Below are 17,237 nucleotides of genomic sequence, written 5' to 3'. Positions count from 1 at the left end.
TGCATGGGTCTTTAGGCCGAGGACCTATTAATTTCTTGAAAACTGTGCAGGGTCTTGAAGGCCTGTTCTATCAATGGCTAATGCTGTGCTACAGCAGGCATGAGCAAAAGCTCCGGGGGCCATTTGGAACCCGCCAGTGGACTGCCGCGTTCTTTCTTCCCGTACGCGACGCCATCAAGATGTTCGCAGGCTGGGATACGCATGGATTTACAAGACACTGCTCTTCTCACCGATTCTCAACGCCGGAGGGAAAGGGCACAAGCCCTTTTACGCCGCCGCCGCCGCTGGCAAATGCTGGGCGCGCTGTTAAGCGCCGGTATTTTTCTTGCAGCACTGGTGACCCTGTGGCATCTCGCGCACGAGATTGATGGAGAGCAATTGCATGAGGGGTTGCGCTCAGCGAGTTCCCGCCAGATAGGTCTTGCCGCGCTGTTCACTGCAATCAGCTATGCATTGCTAACTGGATACGATTTCCTTGCATTGAAGCAACTGGGCGAACGTATCGCTTATCATATCGCCGCCCTCGCCTCATTCACGAGCTATGCGGTTAGCTTTACCTTGGGCTTTCCTATAGTGACATCGGGCACGGTGCGTTACTGGATCTATTCTCCAAAGGGGCTGAAGACCTCCAAGATTGCATCCCTCACGGTAATTGCGGGCATAACCTTCTGGCTTGGCATGGGCGGTGTGCTGGCCTGGAGCCTCATTCGGGAGGCTGATGCGCTTAGCAACATTCTGTACCTGCGCCCGGTTCTTCTGCAGCTCATTGGCGCTGGCGCTATGGCAGCATTGCTGGGTTATTTCTTCTGGGTATCCTTAAAACACCGGGCCGTTATCATACGCGGGTGGCGGCTTGATCTGCCGGGTTTTAAGCTCTCGCTCGGGCAGACTCTGCTAGGTGCGGGCGATGTCTGCGCCAGCGCAGCCGTGCTGTTCGTGCTGCTTCCGGTAGGCCATAATCTGAATTTCGAAACATTTCTGGCGATCTATGTGCTTGCCTGCATGCTGGGCATTGTAAGCCACTCGCCAGGTGGATTGGGCGTTTTTGAGGCCACCATGCTGGTTGCACTCTCCCATCTGCCAACAGAGGGCGTGCTGGGCGCGATGCTGCTGTTTCGGCTGTTTTATTATCTCATTCCATTCGTGCTTGCGCTTGTAATGCTCGCACTGCACGGTGGCTGGTCGCGCTTGAAGAGGAAGCCCGCACAATCTACACGGACTTCCTGAAGGATCTCATGGCAGCAATATCGTTGCGCCTGTGGTTTTGCGCCCTTCGAGCGCTCGGTGAGCATCAGCCGCATCTTTCAGTTCATAGCGGGCATTAACCGCTACGTTGACTATGCCACTCTCAATTGCGCCGAACAGGTTATCCCCCTGCTCCAGCAAGATTTCGCGATGGTTTGTGTAAACGCCGAGCGTTGGGCGCGTCACATAAAGCGATCCCTTCTGGCTTAAAAGCAATATATCAAATGCCTCAATTACACCCGATGCATTGCCGTAACTCACAAAAAGACCAAGCGGCCGCAGTGTATCGAGAGAGGCTGGAAACGTCGCCTTGCCAACCCCGTCATAAACAACATCGACACCCTTACCATCGGTAAACTCGCGCACACGTTCAACGAAGTTCTCGCGCGTATAATCGATGACATGGTCAGCACCATTTGCACGCACCAGTGCCACCTTTTCGGGCGATCCAGCCGTACCGATAACCGTTGCGCCAAGGTGTTTCGCCCATTGCGTTAGCAGCAGGCCAACGCCACCAGCCGCTGCCTGGATAAGGATGGTATGCTCTGGCCCCACCTTAAAGGTGCGATGCAGAAGATACTCTGCAGTCAATCCCTTCAACAGGCTGCCAGCGGCATCCTCAAAGCCGATAGCACCCGGCAACTTCAGAACGTTCTTTGCCGGCACCACTGTGCGCTCCGCATAAGCCCCGAGGTTGCTGGTGTAGACGACGCGATCTCCCGGCGCGAAATCGCCAACGCCCTCACCTACAGCCTCAATCTCACCAGCACCTTCATTGCCAAGCACGAAGGGTGGTGGGGCGGATTTATAGATGCCCTCACGCAGATACGTATCAATGAAATTCACGCCGATAGCACGATTGGCAACCAACACCTCACCCGGTCCCGGCAAGCGCTCAGGCACCGCCTCGAACGATAGAACCTCTGGACCGCCAAAGGCACGCACGACAATCGCATTCATGATACGCTCCTTACAGAACCTAAAGAAATCAACAGGCTATTAAGGTTATGCCCGTAAGTGCCTGTACGCCAATGCCTATTGTATCAATCCAGAAAATTGATGCCAGAACAAAGAGTTATAACGAGAAGCGATGCAGATTTAATGCATTACGCCATCATGTGATAATGGCTTCTGGATCATACTTTGTCTTGTGCTATCCTGAACGCCTGCACGAATTGCCACATGCGCGACATAACCCCAGATGAGCGCTCATGTCGCGGTTGATGTATTTGCACCCCAGGTAGCTTCGGGCTATTCAAGCAACCAAGGGGCGCAAGGGAGCGGAGCATGACAAGCGATTTCGATGTGGTGGTCGCAGGTGCCGGACCAGCAGGGCTTGCTACAGCGCTCGCGCTCGCACAGGAAGGCTTTGCCACCGCTCTCATTGGCGAGGCTAACGCGCCATATGACGGGCGCACCGTCGCACTTCTCGATGGGTCTGTGCAGTTTCTCAAGGCTCTGGGCGTTTGGGAGCGTATGGCCGATGACGCCTCACCCATGCAGATCATGCGTCTTGTCGATGCCACCCGCAGTCTGTTTCGACCACCACCTGTGGAATTTTCCTGCCGCGAGATCAAGCTGGATGCATTCGGCTTTAACATTGAGAACGTCAAACTCGTCGCGCACCTTGCGGCAGAAGCAGCGACGCGCTCAAACCTTACGCTTTTCCCAGTCAAGGTAACGGGCTTTTCAGCCGACGATACAGCCGCCACCGTAACACTCGAAGATGGACGCCGCCTCACCGCTCATTTGGCTATCGGCGCTGAGGGACGCAACTCTCCCTTGCGGCGCGCAGCCGGTATTGGCACGAAAACCTGGGCCTATCCACAGACTGCCGTAACCGCAATCCTTTCGCACGCGCGCGCCCATAACAATGCCTCGACCGAGTTCCACACCCGCTCAGGCCCATTCACATTGGTGCCATTACCCGGGAATTGCTCAAGCCTGGTCTGGGTTAACCGCCCTGAAGAAGCAGAGCGCCTTGCTGCACTGGATGATACAGCCTTCGCTCTGGCCGTTGAGAAGCGCGCGAGCCATCTACTCGGTGCCATGCAAGTTGCAGGTCCACGGGGCAAGGTGCCTTTATCCGGCATGAGCGCCACACCGCTCACGGCCAAACGGCTCGCGCTTGTTGGTGAAGCAGCGCACGTGTTTCCGCCTATCGGTGCACAAGGGCTAAATCTCGGCCTTCGAGATGGTGCAGCACTTCGCGATTCGCTGATCAAAACACGCTCTGCGGGGCAGGATATCGGTTCATCCGTTATGCTTGATGCCTTTGGCAAAGCGCGGGCGGCGGATACTGCATTGCGCACAGGTGCCATTGATTTGCTAAATCGCACGCTACTCGCAGATTTCCTGCCTACCGATTTTCTGCGTGGCGCGGGGCTTTTAACGTTGAGTCTTCTTGGGCCTTTAAGGCGAATGGTGATGCGCGAAGGGCTTACGCCCAGCCTTAATACACCAATGCAAATGCGCCGCGCGCCCTCACATTCAGCGGCAGATGCAATGTAATCTCACCAAATGCTCATATAGGGCTGGAGCAAGGGGCATTGAGATGCTATCTCGCGCCCTTAATCATTATTGGAATCAGGTATGAACCAGCCAGTGCGCATTAAGACCCTGTTCGATGAAACCAACATCGCTGACCGGAACGAAGCGATGGCGCGTGATATCGTCGCCGCCAAGCCACATAACTTGCTCGTTATTGCAGTGCTCAAGGGCAGCTTTATGTTTGCCGCCGATCTGATCCGCGCCCTGCATCGTGCCGGGCTGGAGCCACAGGTCGAGTTCATCCAGTTGTCGAGCTATAAGGCCGGCCTTGTTTCTTCAGGCACAGTCACAATTGTGAAGGACATCGATAGTGATGTCGTGGGACGCGACGTGCTGCTGCTTGATGATATCCTCGAATCAGGTCGCACGCTTGCCTTTGCCAAGGATCTGCTTACCGCACGTGGTGCAAAGCGGGTTATGTCCGCAGTGCTGCTGGAAAAGCCCGAGAAACGCGCTGTCGATATCACACCGGACTTCGTGGGCTTCACCTGCCCTGACCTCTTCGTAGTAGGGTATGGCATGGATGCGGCACATTCGTTCCGGCAGCTGCCTTACATTGGCATTATTGAACAGACTGAAGCATAATCATGGCGCGCATTCTGCTCGTTGATGATGAAGACAGTGTGCGCAGCTTCTTAAAGCGCGGCCTTGAGCTCGACGGACATACCGTCGAGACCGCCTGCGATGGCGAAGATGGCCTCGATCTGCTTATAACGAAAAATGGCGCGTTCGATCTGTTATTGACGGACGTGCGCATGCCCCTGATGGATGGCATTGCCCTTGCGCATGCTGCGCAAGAACATTGGCCAGCGCTGACCATACTGATCATGACAGGCTATTCCGACCAGCATGAACGCGCTCAAAGCCTTGAAAATCTGGCCGGCATTTTATTGAAACCCTTCACACTGGGAGAATTGCGGGCACAGGTTTCGCGGGTGCTGCCATAACATCATATGGCCGAGCGAATGCTCAAATTTAAAATTTCTTTTCTTTAATAAAGTCTCTCAGCTCACCTCACCAGAAACAAGAAATATCTTTTATTTCAACAACATACAGGGATAATGTTATGACTATGACTCCGACATCAGATGCATCTTTTTCTATGGCTCAGGTACCAGAAGCCAATGGGGAAGTGCTCCTCACGGCATTAATGAGTAATACTCTACCCCAAGCATACGGCATAAATACCTGGAACGAGCTTCGCGACATCTTAACGGCACCAGAAGACAGTATTGAGAGAATGCGTGCCAATAATCGTTTCCAAAGTATATTTTCAGAATTTAACTTATCAAAGCGTATCTATAAAACAATTGAACCCTATCCTTTTAATGACAACGTTAAACTGGAAATATACTTTGCATCAATCGCGCCAAATGTCCTGCCAACATACATAGAGCATGAAGCAAACGAGGCAACAAAAACAGAGCTTGTTGAAATGAAAGAGGCTGCAGATTTAACGCTGCTTCGCACCATCAGAAAAGGATGGCCTGGAGCTGAGCGAGATATTTTCAAAACAATTGTAACAAGCCATAACGCTACGACGCAGAACAACAATCAATAATGCTTTCTGCATCTCACCTAATCGGGAGGCGCGTCTTTAAGGTTCGTTTAGGCCTCAATGGCATTGTATGTTGTGCAGTGCGCGATATAGCTTTCTGGCTGCATCGCCAAGCATGAGTCCTGAAGGGTGAGTCGTTTTCAAAGCGCTCACCCAAGAGAACAAGTCGAAGACATTTGGGAGATGGATCACCATTTCCCATCCTGATAGGAAGCGAAGATAGCATTGCGTGAAGCCCTCGCCCGTTCAGACTTCAACGCCACCCGGCGTTCCCCTGCGCAAACGCGCGGGCGCAAGTCCGGCACGTCGACGAAAGGCAGGCAGAGACGTAAGTCTAATGCTCAACCAGCATCGCATCTTATAACCACGCTGGGGGCATTTCTCGCCTCGGCAATCCTTGCCGGCTTAATGTTCGTCGGTCACTATCTGCTCACAATCGTGCAGCGATATCCTGTTGCGGTGGTAGGCAGTCTCGTTGGTGTTGCGCTAAGCACATCCATCATCATCAACGCCACTTCGCGGCAGGAGGGGTTTCACCCTTCGCCCATATTTGCACAGGGACAGGCTCCCAAAGCGGCTGCGCTAAAGACAGCTGCCCAAAAGGCCGCCCCCAAAGCAATCGCAACAACCGCCTCAATTCCTCCGCCGCGTCCCGCAGAAAGCAACGCCCAGGCAATTGCTGCGTCCCCTCCGTCAACCAAGGTGATCGCGCCCGCAGCTCAAATAGCGGCAACATATGATCCAATTGCGAATCTGATTGCAAACGGTGCACCACCGCAACCAGTAAAGGCTGCGCAAGGTAGCATCATGCCTGTGCAGCAGGCGCTGGTGAAGCTGGGCTATGCCATCACCCCCGATGGTCGTGCAGGCCCTGCAACACAGCAAGCGATTGCAGCATTTGAAAAGCTGGAGGATCTCCCGGTCACAGGTGATCCAATGAACACTGCCATGCGCAAGGCATTATCCGTGGCCAGCGGCATGTCGCTTAACTGATCCATACAATGCTTAGACACTTTTTATCCGTCAGCAGCTTCACTTTGTTGTCACGTGTCACGGGCCTCGCGCGTGATTTGATGACGGCCGCATTGCTGGGCGCAGGCCTTATTGCTGATGCATTTTTCGTTGCGCTGCGGCTACCCAATCACTTTCGGGCCATTTTTGGCGAAGGTGCCTTCAACGCCGCTTTCGTCCCGGTGTTTACGCGTCTGCATACCGCAATTGGTGAGAGCGAGGCACGCCGTTTTGCCGATAACGTCTGGACGGTGATGCTGGTTGTGCAGTCGCTGATTCTGGGCCTGGCTTTTGCATTCATGCCACAGGTTGTCGCACTGCTTGCTCCGGGCTTTGCGGCGGATCCCGAAAAATTCACGCTCGCTGTAACGCTCACACGCATTACCTTCCCCTACCTATTTTTCATCACGCTGGTAACATTGATATCGGGCATGTTGAACGGTGTGCGGCGCTTTGCGGCAGCTGCGGGCGCACCAATCCTGCTGAACCTCTCCATCATCGCGGCACTGGGATGCGCCTTTCTGTTTCCCTCTGCCGGGCACGCTGCAGCTTGGGGAGTGATGATTGCCGGCGTGCTGGAACTTGCGCTCGTCTATGGTGACGCCATGCGGGCGGGTATTGCGCCGCGCATCACGCGCCCTAAGCTGGATGCCGATATGCGCGCCTTTCTGAAAGCGTTAGGGCCGGCTGTTATTGGTTCCGCTGGCGTGCAGATTGCGATGTTCGCAGATACCATCATCGCCTCCCTGCTACCAACAGGCGCGGTATCGTCGATTTACTACGCGGATCGCCTTTACCAGCTGCCCATCGGCGTCATTGCTATTGCTGCAGGCACGGTGCTGCTGCCCGAAATGAGCCGCCTGATTGCAGCAAACCGGGTCGATGAAGCGCATAGCGCACAGAACCGCACACTGGCACTCTCACTTGTTTTGGGAGCGCCTTTCATGGTGGCGTTTCTGATTGTGCCTGATCTCATTATGAATACGCTTTTCGGGCACGGCGCCTTCACGCATGCAGATGGCGCAGCAGCTGGTGCAGTGCTTGCAGCCTATGCATTAGGCCTTCCTGCGATTGTAATGATTCCGTCGCTGGTCGCGAGCTTCCGCTCAAGACTGGATACGGCAACGCCTGCGATTGTGTCGCTTATCGGCATTGCCATCAATGTTGTGCTGAAAATCTTGCTGGCAAAGCGTTTCGGCGCGCCGGGCCTTGCCTTCGGAACGGCGGTAGGCGCGTGGGTGAACTGCGGGCTGCTCTATCTGCTCGCCGTGCGCTGGCGTTGGAGCGCGCCAAACCGCATGCTTCTATGCTCACTTATCGCAATCATGGCAGCAAGTGCAGCGCTGGCGCTGACTACCCTGCTGACAGACGCCAATATCGCTTCATGGATAGCCGATCTGCCACGCTTCCGTTCCCTGATTCATTTGGGCATCGTGGCAACGGCAGGTGGTTTTGCTTATGGGGTGATATTGCTCATAGGCCTGAAGCTGCTGCGCGTGCCGCTACCGCTACGCAGGCGCAAACAGCCAGGCTAAAGCGCTACAATTATGGCTGATCGCCAGTATTGACTGGCTCGCCATGCGCAACCCAATCCTTGTAGCTACCCTTGTAATGCGTGTTCAGATCCACACCTGCAGCCTGCGCGGCTGCAATGGCGCGGAGCGTGCGCCCGCCTGAGTTACACGAAAACACAATCTGCTGCTCGCCAGCCGCTGGAAGCGCATGAGCATCGAAAGTAGACAGCGGAAACGAGACAGCGCCGGGAATGTGGCCAGCTGCATATTCATCGGGCTCGCGCACATCGATCAGCAGCATCGAGCCATCGGCAAGCCCCTGCTTCACCTCATCAATACCAAGATCAATAATGCCTTTGGATGTCTGCGCACTCATTTAAATCTCCTGCATTGGCAGCCGGCACTCGGGCTGGTGCAATTCACGCTGCGTAATGTTTAATATGCCAATCTACAAAGTAAATGGACAAATTCGGCAATCTCTTTTATGCCTGTATCTGATCGATTTGCAAAGATGGAGCCTCCCATGAGCAGCGCAGCCAAAGTTGCAGAAAGCGTAGTGGATGCAGTGGGCAATACGCCGCTTATCCGGCTAAGAAAAGCATCAGAACTCACAGGTTGCAATATTCTGGGCAAGGCAGAATTCCTGAATCCGGGACAATCGGTCAAAGACCGGGCTGCGCTCTTCATCATCAGGGATGCCATCGCCCGTGGAGCGCTTTCACCTGGCGGCACTATTGTGGAGGGCACAGCCGGAAACACCGGGATTGGCCTTGCGGTGATTGGCAATGCACTGGGTTTTCGCACGGTCATCGTCATCCCCGAAACGCAATCACAGGAAAAGAAGGATGCTCTGCGTTTATTAGGAGCAGAACTGCTGGAAGTGCCTGCGGTTCCCTATGCCAATCCTAATAATTACGTAAAAGTTTCCGGCCGCACGGCAGATGCCTTGGCGGCCTCTGATCCCAATGGTGCAGTGTGGGCCAACCAGTTTGATAACGTTGCCAACCGGCAAGCGCATATCGAAACCACAGGACCAGAAATCTGGGATCAGCTTGAAGGCAAAGTGGATGGCTTTGTGGCCTCAGTCGGGTCCGGCGGCACACTGGCTGGCATAGGTATTGCTTTGAAGGAGCGCAGCAAAAACGTTAAAATCGCTCTTGCCGATCCTCTGGGAGCAGCTCTCTACAGCTATTACACCACCGGCGAACTTAAATCTGAAGGCTCTTCGATCACGGAAGGCATTGGCCAGGGGCGCATCACCAAAAACCTTGCAGGCGCGCCAATTGATCTCGCTTATCAGATTTCGGATGCTGAAGCTCTGCCTTATATCTTCGATCTGGTTCAGAATGAGGGCCTTATTCTGGGTGGCTCGTCGGCCATTAATATTGCTGGCGCGATCCGGCTGGCGAAAGAGCTTGGCCCCGGACACACCATCGTGACCATTCTGGCAGACTACGGCAACCGTTATCAATCGAAGCTGTTCAATCCGGAGTTTCTGCATTCCAGGGATCTGCCGGTGCCAGAATGGCTGGAGCGCCTGCCTGGTGTTGAGCCAAACCTCGTGTGATTCAAACGATTTCCCCCGCCCGCCCGAATAGGCTATCGATAGTCGATCAACCATCAGATTCGACACCGATCCGTTTCAGTGCAGGCAAGTAATGGCAGAGCCCCTTTTCTTAGGCATCGATGGCGGCGGCACCAGCTGTCGTGCAAGGCTGCGCAATGCAGCTGGTAAGCTTTTAGGCGAAGGGATGGGCGGCGCAGCCAATGCACGGCTTGATCCTGCACTGGTGCGTCAATCCATCCTCGACGCAGCCTCCGCTGCTCGCGCGCAAGCCGGGCTGGATGAGGACGCAATCTGGAAACGCACCTACGCCGGTTGGGGCCTGGCTGGCGCAGGCCAACCTGTGGCGCGAACGCGGCTGCTGGCGCAGGAATTTCCCTTCGCGACAATCTCTCTCGACACCGATGCCTACACAGCCTGGCTTGGCGCAACCGCTGCTGAGCATGCGGATAATCGCGGTGCAATCCTGATTGTCGGCACAGGCGTATGCGGCTTCATGGAACGTGAAGAGCAGCGCATCAGCATCGGTGGTTGGGGCTCTATCGTTTCCGATGATGGCAGTGGCGCTGTAACTGGCCGTGAAATCATCCGGCGGACACTGAAGGTATACGACGGTCTCTTTCCGGCAAGCCCTCTTACAGAGGCTATTCTAGCCGCTATAGGCCCCTCTGTTGAAGCCATTGTGGAATGGGCGGACACGGCCAAGCCCGCAGATTTCGCCCGCTTCGCGCCATTGGCTTACGCGCATGCGGCCCAGGACGATCCCAACGCACGTGATATTGTTGAGCAAGCGGCCCATGCCATTAGTGAGCTGACACTGCGACTCGTAACGCTTGGAGCACCGCGAGTTCATATGCTGGGTGGTTTGGCGCAAACCATTCAGCCGTGGCTATCACCAGCAGCACAATCCTGTTTCGCCCCCCCACACGCAGATGCGCTTGATGGCGCAATAGTAATGGCACAAAGAAACTTTGCCAGCGCAGGGCATGGCAATGGAGATGCAGCATGACCTATGCACTCATCGGCGCGCGCATTTTCAACGATAATACGACCTGGCTTGATGGCTATGCAGTGGTGATTGACGCAGGGCGCATTACGGCTGTCACGCCAGAGGGCGCGCTTGATCCCGCGATTGAACGCCAGTCTACATCAGGATTGCTGGTGCCAGGCTTTATCGATGTGCAGGTCAATGGCGGTGGCGGCGTTTTATTCAACGACAGCCCCAACGTAGAAGGCATCACCGCTATTGGCGCGGCACATCGGGCGTATGGCACAACCGGCTTTTTGCCGACCTTCATCACCGACACCCCTGCCCGCATGCGACAAGCCATAGCCGCCACGCGCGAGGCTGCTGCGCAGCAGGCGCCCGGATTGCTGGGCGTGCATCTCGAAGGCCCCTTCCTGAACCCCGCTCGCAAGGGCATCCACGATCCTGCCCTCATCAGGCCGATGGATGATGATGACATCCGCCAGATCACCGCATTAGCGCACGATCTACCTGAGAACATGCGTGTTCACGTCACACTCGCACCTGAGATGGTAGAAGCCACTGCGATTGACCAACTTATCGCAGCAGGTGTCGTGCTCTCCGCCGGACACACGGCCGCCAGTGCTGAGGCAATAATCGATGCACGCGCCCGCGGTTTGAGCGGTTTTACGCACCTCTTCAACGCCATGCCCCCGCTCACCAGCCGTGATCCCGGCCCTGTTGGTGTAGCTTTTACAGACCCGGAAAGCTTCTGCGGCCTCATCGTCGATCTGCACCATGCATCGCCCATCGCGCTGAAAGCCGCTATCCGCGCTCACGGGCCAGAGCGTATGATGCTGGTCACAGATGCCATGTCGTCCGTTGGTTTCAGTGAGGATACGTTCGCCCTGCTTGGCCGCCAGATCACGCGGGCAGACGGTCGCTTGACAGCTGATGACGGCACACTTGCTGGCTCTGATCTTGATATGGCCTCAGCCGTCCGCAACACTGTGAATTGTCTTGATGTTTCACTGGAAGAAGCGCTACGCATGGCCTCTCTTTATCCGGCTATGTTTTTACGTGTAGAGAATGAACTTGGCCGAATTACCCCGGGATACCAAGCAAACCTCGTGGCTCTGGATGCTGACTTGAACGTTAGTGGAAGCTGGATAAACGGCATAGGAACACCACCTCAATGACTATTCGCCACCCATTGTTTAGCCGGCTTTGTCAAGATACCCCGCTCATCATGGGGATCTTGAATGTAACACCGGATTCGTTTTCAGATGGGGGCATGTTTGGCGCCGTTGAGGCCGCTCATGCGCATGCCATGATCATGCTGGCGGAGGGTGCGGACATCATTGATGTTGGCGGTGAGTCTACCCGCCCGGGCCATGAGGAAGTTTCGGCTGAGGATGAACAGGCACGCGTTCTTCCAGTACTTGCAGCCATTTCTCCCATTGCTCACGCCCAAAACGTGCCGATATCCATTGATACGTATAAGGCCGCAACCGCCGAGGCCGCGCTAAAAGCGGGTGCAACGGTTATCAATGATGTCTGGGGCCTTCAGCGCGAACCGGACATCGCCCATGTGGCTGCAGCCCATGGTGCGCCAGTGATCGTGATGCATAACCGCACCGAAATTGATCCCTCATTGCAGGTGATTGATGAGTTATGCCAATTTTTTGACCGCTCCATCGCCATCGCTCATCAAGCAGGGATTGATGATGGCAGCATCATTCTTGATCCCGGAATAGGATTTGGAAAGACGCCCGCCCAAAGCATGGAGGCCCTGAGCCGGCTTTCAGAACTGCGCGCGAGAGGTTACCCTATCCTGGTTGGCGCTTCACGCAAGTCGTTCATCGGCGCGTTGATCAACCAGCCCCCGCAAGAACGGCTATATGGCACGTTATCAGCGCATATGTTTGCCGTAGCACAAGGAGCGGATATTTTACGCGTCCATGATGTGCGCCCCCATGTAGAGGCAAAGCGCGTATGGAAGGCACTTGTTGCAGCTGGTGAGTGATGACAGACCATGATTAACCGCATGACCTTGCACCATCACTTTCAGCTTATATATTTTGTATAGTATAGGGACTTGATATAAAAATCATTGCCTGAACTGATTCCAGACTGAAATCTTATCGCAGCACGCCCAAGAATAAGAGATATATCTACATGCTAACAAAAAAGGGGAAATACGGCCTCAAGGCTGCCATTCACCTTGCGCATCTTCAGCCCGGCACTTCAGCGCTTGTGGCAGATATTGCCGAAAGCAACAATATTCCCAAAAAATTCCTTGATGCAATTCTTGGCGAGCTGCGCAATGCTGGCTTTCTGCACAGCAAGAAGGGCAAGGGCGGCGGCTATATGTTGGCACGTCCACCTGAGACAATCATCGTTGGCGATGTTGTGCGCGTGCTGGATGGCCCACTTGCGCCCCTGCCCTGCGCCAGCAAAACAGCCTATCGCCCCTGCGACGACTGCCAGGATGAGCAACTATGCGCTGTGCGCCTGATGATGATGGAAGTGCGTGAAGCCATCGCGCGCGTGCTTGATAAACGCACGCTCGCCGAAATGCGCGACATGCCAAAAGACGAAATGGCATCCTTCGTTTATCACATTTAACCGCCAGGAAGCTGCAGTTAGAGCCGTCGCAACGCCACTTCTTCAATGCGATGGCTGTCGCCCTTGCGCAATATGAGATTGGCGCGCTGGCGAGTCGGCAAGATGTTATCGCGCAGGTTAATCAGGTTCGTGCCACCCCAAAGCTCCTCGGCTTTCTGCAGCGCCTCTTCCTCAGGCACTTCAGCATAGCGGCGGAAATAGGATTGCGGGTCGCGGAATGCGGTTTCACGTAAGCTCATGAAACGGCTGACATACCATTCATGCAACTGGCTTTCGTCTGCATCCACATAGATTGAAAAGTCGAAAAAGTCAGAGACGAATGGCACTGCCCTGCCATCTTTGGGGGGGCGAGCGGTCTGGAGCACATTCAACCCCTCAACGATGAGAATATCGGGCCGATCAACCACGATTTCCTCACCCTGCACCACGTCATATGTCATATGCGAATAAACTGGCGCGCGCACATTGCGTGCACCAGCCTTGATCGCCGACAGGAACCGCAGCAATGCTGGCGTATCGTAGCTTTCAGGAAAACCCTTCCGGCTCAAAATACCAAGACGGTTCAACTCCGCATTGGGAAACAGAAAGCCATCGGTGGTAATCAGCTGCACTTTGGGCGTATTTGGCCAACGGGCCAACAGCGCCTCAAGCACGCGCGCGGTGGTGGACTTCCCCGCCGCCACAGACCCCGCAACACCGATAATATACGGCACCTTGCCATCTTCCACCGCCAGGAAGCGTTCCGTTGCACGGAAAAGCCCCTGCATTGATGCAACGTAAAGCGACAGCAAACGCGAAAGCGGCAGATAAATCTCGGCAACTTCGGAAAGCGACAGCTGATCATTCAGCGATTGCAGACGTACCAGCTCTTCCACCGTTAACGTCATGGGCGTGTCTGCGCGCAGGCTCGCCCACTCAGCGCGACTGAAAACGCGATAAGGCGACAACTCACCATTCAATGGCACGATACCCGTGTCAGACTCAGCGCCGCGGCTTTCAGGTGTGCCGATGTTGCGCGCATTCATACAGTTCGCTCCCAAACGCCGGGATATTTCACGATCCCCGCGCAGCCTTTTCATCAAGGCCCGATTGTGCTGTCCGCCGTTTAAGCTCGTTCAGCACATCCTGCAATGCAATATTTCGCGCCCGCAGCACAACAAGGAGATGATACAGCACATCTGCGCTCTCGCTCACAAGGCCGTCGTGGTCTCCCTCGACCGCAGCGATGACTGCCTCAACCGCTTCCTCACCAAGCTTTTTGGCAGATCGAGAGATGCCGCCAGCAAGAAGCTTAGCCGTATATGAAACATCCGGACTTTCCGCACCACGACGCGCTACGATGGCTTCAAGATCGCTGAGGGAAAATGCATTTTCAGGCTGAATGGCCATATTTTCTTCCTCAGATACCAACGAGATAATCACGGCGCACCGCAACACCGGCCGCAGCCAAGGCGTCCTTCGCCTGCGCTACCGTGAATTCACCAAAGTGGAAGATCGAGGCCGCCAACACCGCCGTTGCATGGCCCTCTTTAATGCCTGCAACAAGATGCTCCAGCGTGCCAACCCCGCCAGAGGCAATTACAGGCACCGGCACCGCATCAGCAATGGCGCGAGTGAGAGCGAGATCGTAGCCGGACTTGGTGCCATCGCGGTCCATCGAGGTAACGAGCAGTTCACCGGCACCAAGTTCCACCACTTCCTCCGCAAAGGCGATAGCATCAATGCCAGTTGTCTTGCGTCCGCCGTGGGTGAAAATTTCCCAGGCCGGGGCCTCATCAGGCGCTGAAACACGCTTGGCATCAATCGCAACAACGACACACTGGCTGCCAAACTTTTCCGCTGCCTCACGCACAAAACGCCGATTATTCACGGCTGCTGTATTGATCGACACCTTATCAGCACCCGCCAACAATAGCGCGCGAATGTCCTCAACCTTGCGCACACCACCACCCACAGTGAGCGGAATGAAGCAGGCCTCAGCTGTACGACGCACAACATCAAGCAGTGTGCCGCGGTCTTCGTGGCTGGCGGTAATATCGAGGAAACACAGCTCATCCGCCCCCGCCGCGTCATACGCCTTGGCAGCCTCAACAGGGTCGCCCGCATCGCGCAGCTGGGTGAATTGCACCCCCTTGACCACGCGGCCATCCTTCACATCAAGGCAGGGGATGATACGGTTTTTCAGCATCAGCTTGCCCTTTTCAGCAACGCAATCGCCTCAGCCGGATCCAGCCGGCCATCGTAAAGCGCACGGCCCGTAATGGCCCCTTCCAGAATCGCGCAATCGGGTTCAAGAAGCCGCTCAACATCCTTGATCGAACCCAGTCCACCGGAAGCAATCACCGGAATACTGACTGCCTTGGCCAGCGCCAGAGTGCCTTCGATATTGAGGCCCTGCACCAATCCATCGCGCGCGATATCGGTATAGATGATGGCAGCCACGCCTGCATCTTCAAAGCGCTTGCCAAGCTCCTGCGTGGTGAGTTCCGATGTCTCGGCCCAGCCTTCAACGGCAACCTTGCTATCCCACGCATCGATACCAACTGCCACCTTGCCCGGAAATTTTCGCGCCGCTTCACGCACAAAATCGGGATCACGCACAGCTGCCGTGCCAATGATGACGCGCGATATGCCCTTTTCAAGCCATCCCTCAACCGTTGCCAGATTGCGTATACCGCCACCTAGCTGCACCGGAATGGTAAGACGCGAGAGGATATTATCGACTGCTGTGCCATTGATGGGTTTGCCGGCAAAGGCACCATCCAGATCCACAACATGCAGATAGGAAAATCCTTGTTCAACAAAGGTTTCAGCCTGATCAGCAGGATCATCATTGAACACGGTTGCACGGTTCATATCGCCCTGGACAAGACGCACGCAACGACCATCCTTCAGATCGATAGCAGGAAACAGAATCACGGGCGCCACCTCAGGAAATTGGCAATCAACGCCAGACCTAAAGCCTGGCTCTTTTCAGGATGAAACTGCACACCCGCGATATTATCGCGCGCGACCATTGCCGTTAGTGCACCGGCATAATCGGTCGTGGCGATGAGATCGCTCTTGTGCGTGGGATGCAGCGCATAGGAATGCACGAAATACGCATGCAAACCGTCAGTCCCAGTCGGGATGCCAGCCAGCAGCGCATGCGGGTTAACAACATCCAGCGTGTTCCATCCCATATGAGGAATCTTGAAGCCCGCATCAGCGGGTTCAACCAGCGTCACATCACCTGAAATCCAGTTGAGGCCTTGGGTAGTGACATACTCAAGACCGCGCGTTGCCAGTAGTTGCATACCCACGCAAATACCCAGAAACGGCTTGCCGTGGCCGATGACAACCTCTGTCAAAGCCTCAACCATGCCAGCGGCGGCATCAAGACCCTTGCGGCAATCGGCAAAAGCGCCAACGCCCGGCAGCACGATACGATCAGCCGCACGCACAATCGCTGGATCACCCGAGACAATGATTGCACCATCAAGTCCGGCTTCCCGCGCGGCGCGCTCAAAAGCCTTGTGAACTGAATGCAGATTGCCCGATCCGTAATCGACGATAACCGTACTCAACGCGGTTCCTCCGCTGGGGGGAAAAGTCCGATAACATCCGTGTCGTGCGCGCCTGTTCGGAAAGCGGTGTGAGGCGCAGACACCGTTGTGGGTGCAACCGGTTTGGCTTCTTCAGCTGGTAGCATGTGACCTGCAGAGGTTTTATCTGCCTTATCGGTATCGAGCCAGATGGAAAACGCCCTGCGCTCTGCTTCAAGCATGTTGGCCGCAACAACGACGCCGCGCATAGCAAGACCGCGACGCTCTAGCGTTAAACGGCGTAGATCGTTTGCCTCATTAGCAAACCATAGCGCAAACAAGAAGCCTGCGACACCAACAATCGCTTCAGAAAACCCCGCCCATTCCAGACTGAATGTCAGCACCAGGCTCACGAATAAAACGCCAAGCGACACAAGCCAAAGCCTGTTCCAGAGGCACCAGAGCAGCTGGAAAATCAGCGCCCCCCAAGAAAACCCATCCCGCACCAGCACCGCGCCTTCAAGCGCTTTCTGATCACCAGGAACAGCATCCTGAGGCATATGAAACGTGTAAACAGCCATACCGCTCTTCCCCGCCTAAAGAAAAATGCATTCTACCTGAAACGTCATCTGACTCTAGGCATATGAATCAAACCACAAATCGAAATCCATTTTCT

The 17,237-nt window shown here is 55.1% G+C and carries 20 protein-coding genes; 12 read left to right on the top strand and 8 right to left on the bottom strand.

Annotated features, from left to right (window positions below):
* Positions 1–201 precede the first annotated feature (201 nt).
* Positions 202–1,227 carry a lysylphosphatidylglycerol synthase domain-containing protein gene (locus VRZ32_RS06220; protein ID WP_414524811.1) on the top strand — a complete coding sequence of 342 codons (1,026 nt, stop codon included), beginning with the start codon at positions 202–204 and terminating at the stop codon, positions 1,225–1,227.
* A gap of 6 nt (positions 1,228–1,233) precedes the next feature.
* Here the strand turns inward: VRZ32_RS06220 and VRZ32_RS06215 are convergent, their stop codons facing one another.
* Positions 1,234–2,208, bottom strand: a complete 975-nt coding sequence (locus VRZ32_RS06215; RefSeq protein WP_414525058.1) for a quinone oxidoreductase family protein — start codon at positions 2,206–2,208, stop codon at positions 1,234–1,236.
* Positions 2,209–2,532: 324 nt separating this feature from the next.
* On the opposite strand from VRZ32_RS06215, the gene VRZ32_RS06210 reads away from it, so the two are divergent.
* From VRZ32_RS06210 to murJ, 6 genes are all read left to right on the top strand, one after another.
* Positions 2,533–3,756, top strand: a complete 1,224-nt coding sequence (locus VRZ32_RS06210; RefSeq protein WP_414524810.1) for a UbiH/UbiF family hydroxylase — start codon at positions 2,533–2,535, stop codon at positions 3,754–3,756.
* Positions 3,757–3,837: 81 nt separating this feature from the next.
* Positions 3,838–4,380 (top strand): hypoxanthine phosphoribosyltransferase, encoded by a 543-nt coding sequence (hpt, locus tag VRZ32_RS06205; RefSeq protein ID WP_414524809.1) that lies wholly within the window; start codon positions 3,838–3,840, stop codon positions 4,378–4,380.
* Positions 4,381–4,382: 2 nt separating this feature from the next.
* Positions 4,383–4,742, top strand: a complete 360-nt coding sequence (locus VRZ32_RS06200) for a response regulator (RefSeq protein WP_414524808.1) — start codon at positions 4,383–4,385, stop codon at positions 4,740–4,742.
* A gap of 119 nt (positions 4,743–4,861) precedes the next feature.
* On the top strand, positions 4,862–5,356 hold the full coding sequence (locus VRZ32_RS06195; protein WP_414524807.1) for a hypothetical protein: 495 nt from the start codon (positions 4,862–4,864) through the stop codon (positions 5,354–5,356).
* Positions 5,357–5,578: 222 nt separating this feature from the next.
* Positions 5,579–6,346 (top strand): peptidoglycan-binding protein, encoded by a 768-nt coding sequence (locus tag VRZ32_RS06190; protein WP_414524806.1) that lies wholly within the window; start codon positions 5,579–5,581, stop codon positions 6,344–6,346.
* An 8-nt stretch (positions 6,347–6,354) separates the two neighbouring features.
* A complete protein-coding gene (gene murJ, locus VRZ32_RS06185) occupies positions 6,355–7,899 on the top strand; it encodes a murein biosynthesis integral membrane protein MurJ (RefSeq protein ID WP_414524805.1) in 1,545 nt (514 codons plus the stop codon).
* Positions 7,900–7,909: 10 nt separating this feature from the next.
* On the opposite strand, the gene VRZ32_RS06180 is transcribed toward murJ, so the two are convergent.
* The gene (locus VRZ32_RS06180) at positions 7,910–8,254 is read right to left on the bottom strand and encodes a rhodanese-like domain-containing protein (RefSeq protein ID WP_414524804.1); all 345 of its coding nucleotides are present in this window, start codon (positions 8,252–8,254) and stop codon (positions 7,910–7,912) included.
* A gap of 147 nt (positions 8,255–8,401) precedes the next feature.
* On the opposite strand from VRZ32_RS06180, the gene VRZ32_RS06175 reads away from it, so the two are divergent.
* The 5 genes from VRZ32_RS06175 to VRZ32_RS06155 all read left to right on the top strand — a co-directional run bounded on the left by VRZ32_RS06175 (position 8,402) and on the right by VRZ32_RS06155 (position 13,037).
* Positions 8,402–9,445 carry a cysteine synthase A gene (locus VRZ32_RS06175; protein ID WP_414524803.1) on the top strand — a complete coding sequence of 348 codons (1,044 nt, stop codon included), beginning with the start codon at positions 8,402–8,404 and terminating at the stop codon, positions 9,443–9,445.
* Between the two features lie 91 nt (positions 9,446–9,536).
* Positions 9,537–10,451 carry a BadF/BadG/BcrA/BcrD ATPase family protein gene (locus VRZ32_RS06170; RefSeq protein WP_414524802.1) on the top strand — a complete coding sequence of 305 codons (915 nt, stop codon included), beginning with the start codon at positions 9,537–9,539 and terminating at the stop codon, positions 10,449–10,451.
* Positions 10,448–11,608, top strand: coding sequence for an N-acetylglucosamine-6-phosphate deacetylase (gene nagA, locus VRZ32_RS06165; protein WP_414524801.1), 1,161 nt, complete (start codon positions 10,448–10,450; stop codon positions 11,606–11,608). The genes VRZ32_RS06170 and nagA overlap by 4 nt, the downstream gene beginning before the upstream one ends.
* Positions 11,605–12,435, top strand: coding sequence for a dihydropteroate synthase (gene folP / locus VRZ32_RS06160; RefSeq protein WP_414524800.1), 831 nt, complete (start codon positions 11,605–11,607; stop codon positions 12,433–12,435). The genes nagA and folP overlap by 4 nt, the downstream gene beginning before the upstream one ends.
* Positions 12,436–12,587: 152 nt before the next feature.
* On the top strand, positions 12,588–13,037 hold the full coding sequence (locus VRZ32_RS06155) for an RrF2 family transcriptional regulator (protein WP_414524799.1): 450 nt from the start codon (positions 12,588–12,590) through the stop codon (positions 13,035–13,037).
* A 17-nt stretch (positions 13,038–13,054) separates the two neighbouring features.
* Here VRZ32_RS06155 and coaA read toward each other — a convergent pair whose 3' ends face one another.
* Genes coaA through VRZ32_RS06125 form a run of 6 tightly spaced genes read right to left on the bottom strand, consistent with a single transcriptional unit; the run spans position 13,055 to position 17,142 of the window.
* The gene (gene coaA / locus VRZ32_RS06150) at positions 13,055–14,062 is read right to left on the bottom strand and encodes a type I pantothenate kinase (protein WP_414524798.1); all 1,008 of its coding nucleotides are present in this window, start codon (positions 14,060–14,062) and stop codon (positions 13,055–13,057) included.
* A 28-nt stretch (positions 14,063–14,090) separates the two neighbouring features.
* A complete protein-coding gene (locus tag VRZ32_RS06145) occupies positions 14,091–14,426 on the bottom strand; it encodes a phosphoribosyl-ATP diphosphatase (protein ID WP_414524797.1) in 336 nt (111 codons plus the stop codon).
* A gap of 10 nt (positions 14,427–14,436) precedes the next feature.
* On the bottom strand, positions 14,437–15,225 hold the full coding sequence (gene hisF, locus VRZ32_RS06140; protein ID WP_414524796.1) for an imidazole glycerol phosphate synthase subunit HisF: 789 nt from the start codon (positions 15,223–15,225) through the stop codon (positions 14,437–14,439).
* Complete coding sequence (gene hisA, locus VRZ32_RS06135) at positions 15,225–15,965, bottom strand: 1-(5-phosphoribosyl)-5-[(5-phosphoribosylamino)methylideneamino]imidazole-4-carboxamide isomerase (protein WP_414524795.1); 741 nt, start codon at positions 15,963–15,965, stop codon at positions 15,225–15,227. Before hisA ends, hisF begins: the two co-directional genes overlap by 1 nt.
* On the bottom strand, positions 15,953–16,603 hold the full coding sequence (hisH, locus tag VRZ32_RS06130) for an imidazole glycerol phosphate synthase subunit HisH (RefSeq protein ID WP_414524794.1): 651 nt from the start codon (positions 16,601–16,603) through the stop codon (positions 15,953–15,955). The genes hisA and hisH overlap by 13 nt, the downstream gene beginning before the upstream one ends.
* On the bottom strand, positions 16,600–17,142 hold the full coding sequence (locus tag VRZ32_RS06125; RefSeq protein WP_414524793.1) for a DUF2628 domain-containing protein: 543 nt from the start codon (positions 17,140–17,142) through the stop codon (positions 16,600–16,602). The genes hisH and VRZ32_RS06125 overlap by 4 nt, the downstream gene beginning before the upstream one ends.
* Positions 17,143–17,237: the final 95 nt, after the last annotated feature.

This window comes from Pseudochelatococcus sp. G4_1912 (genome assembly GCF_047501465.1).
Taxonomy (GTDB): domain Bacteria; phylum Pseudomonadota; class Alphaproteobacteria; order Rhizobiales; family Beijerinckiaceae; genus Pseudochelatococcus.
This window is presented reverse-complemented; position numbering and strand designations above follow the sequence as displayed.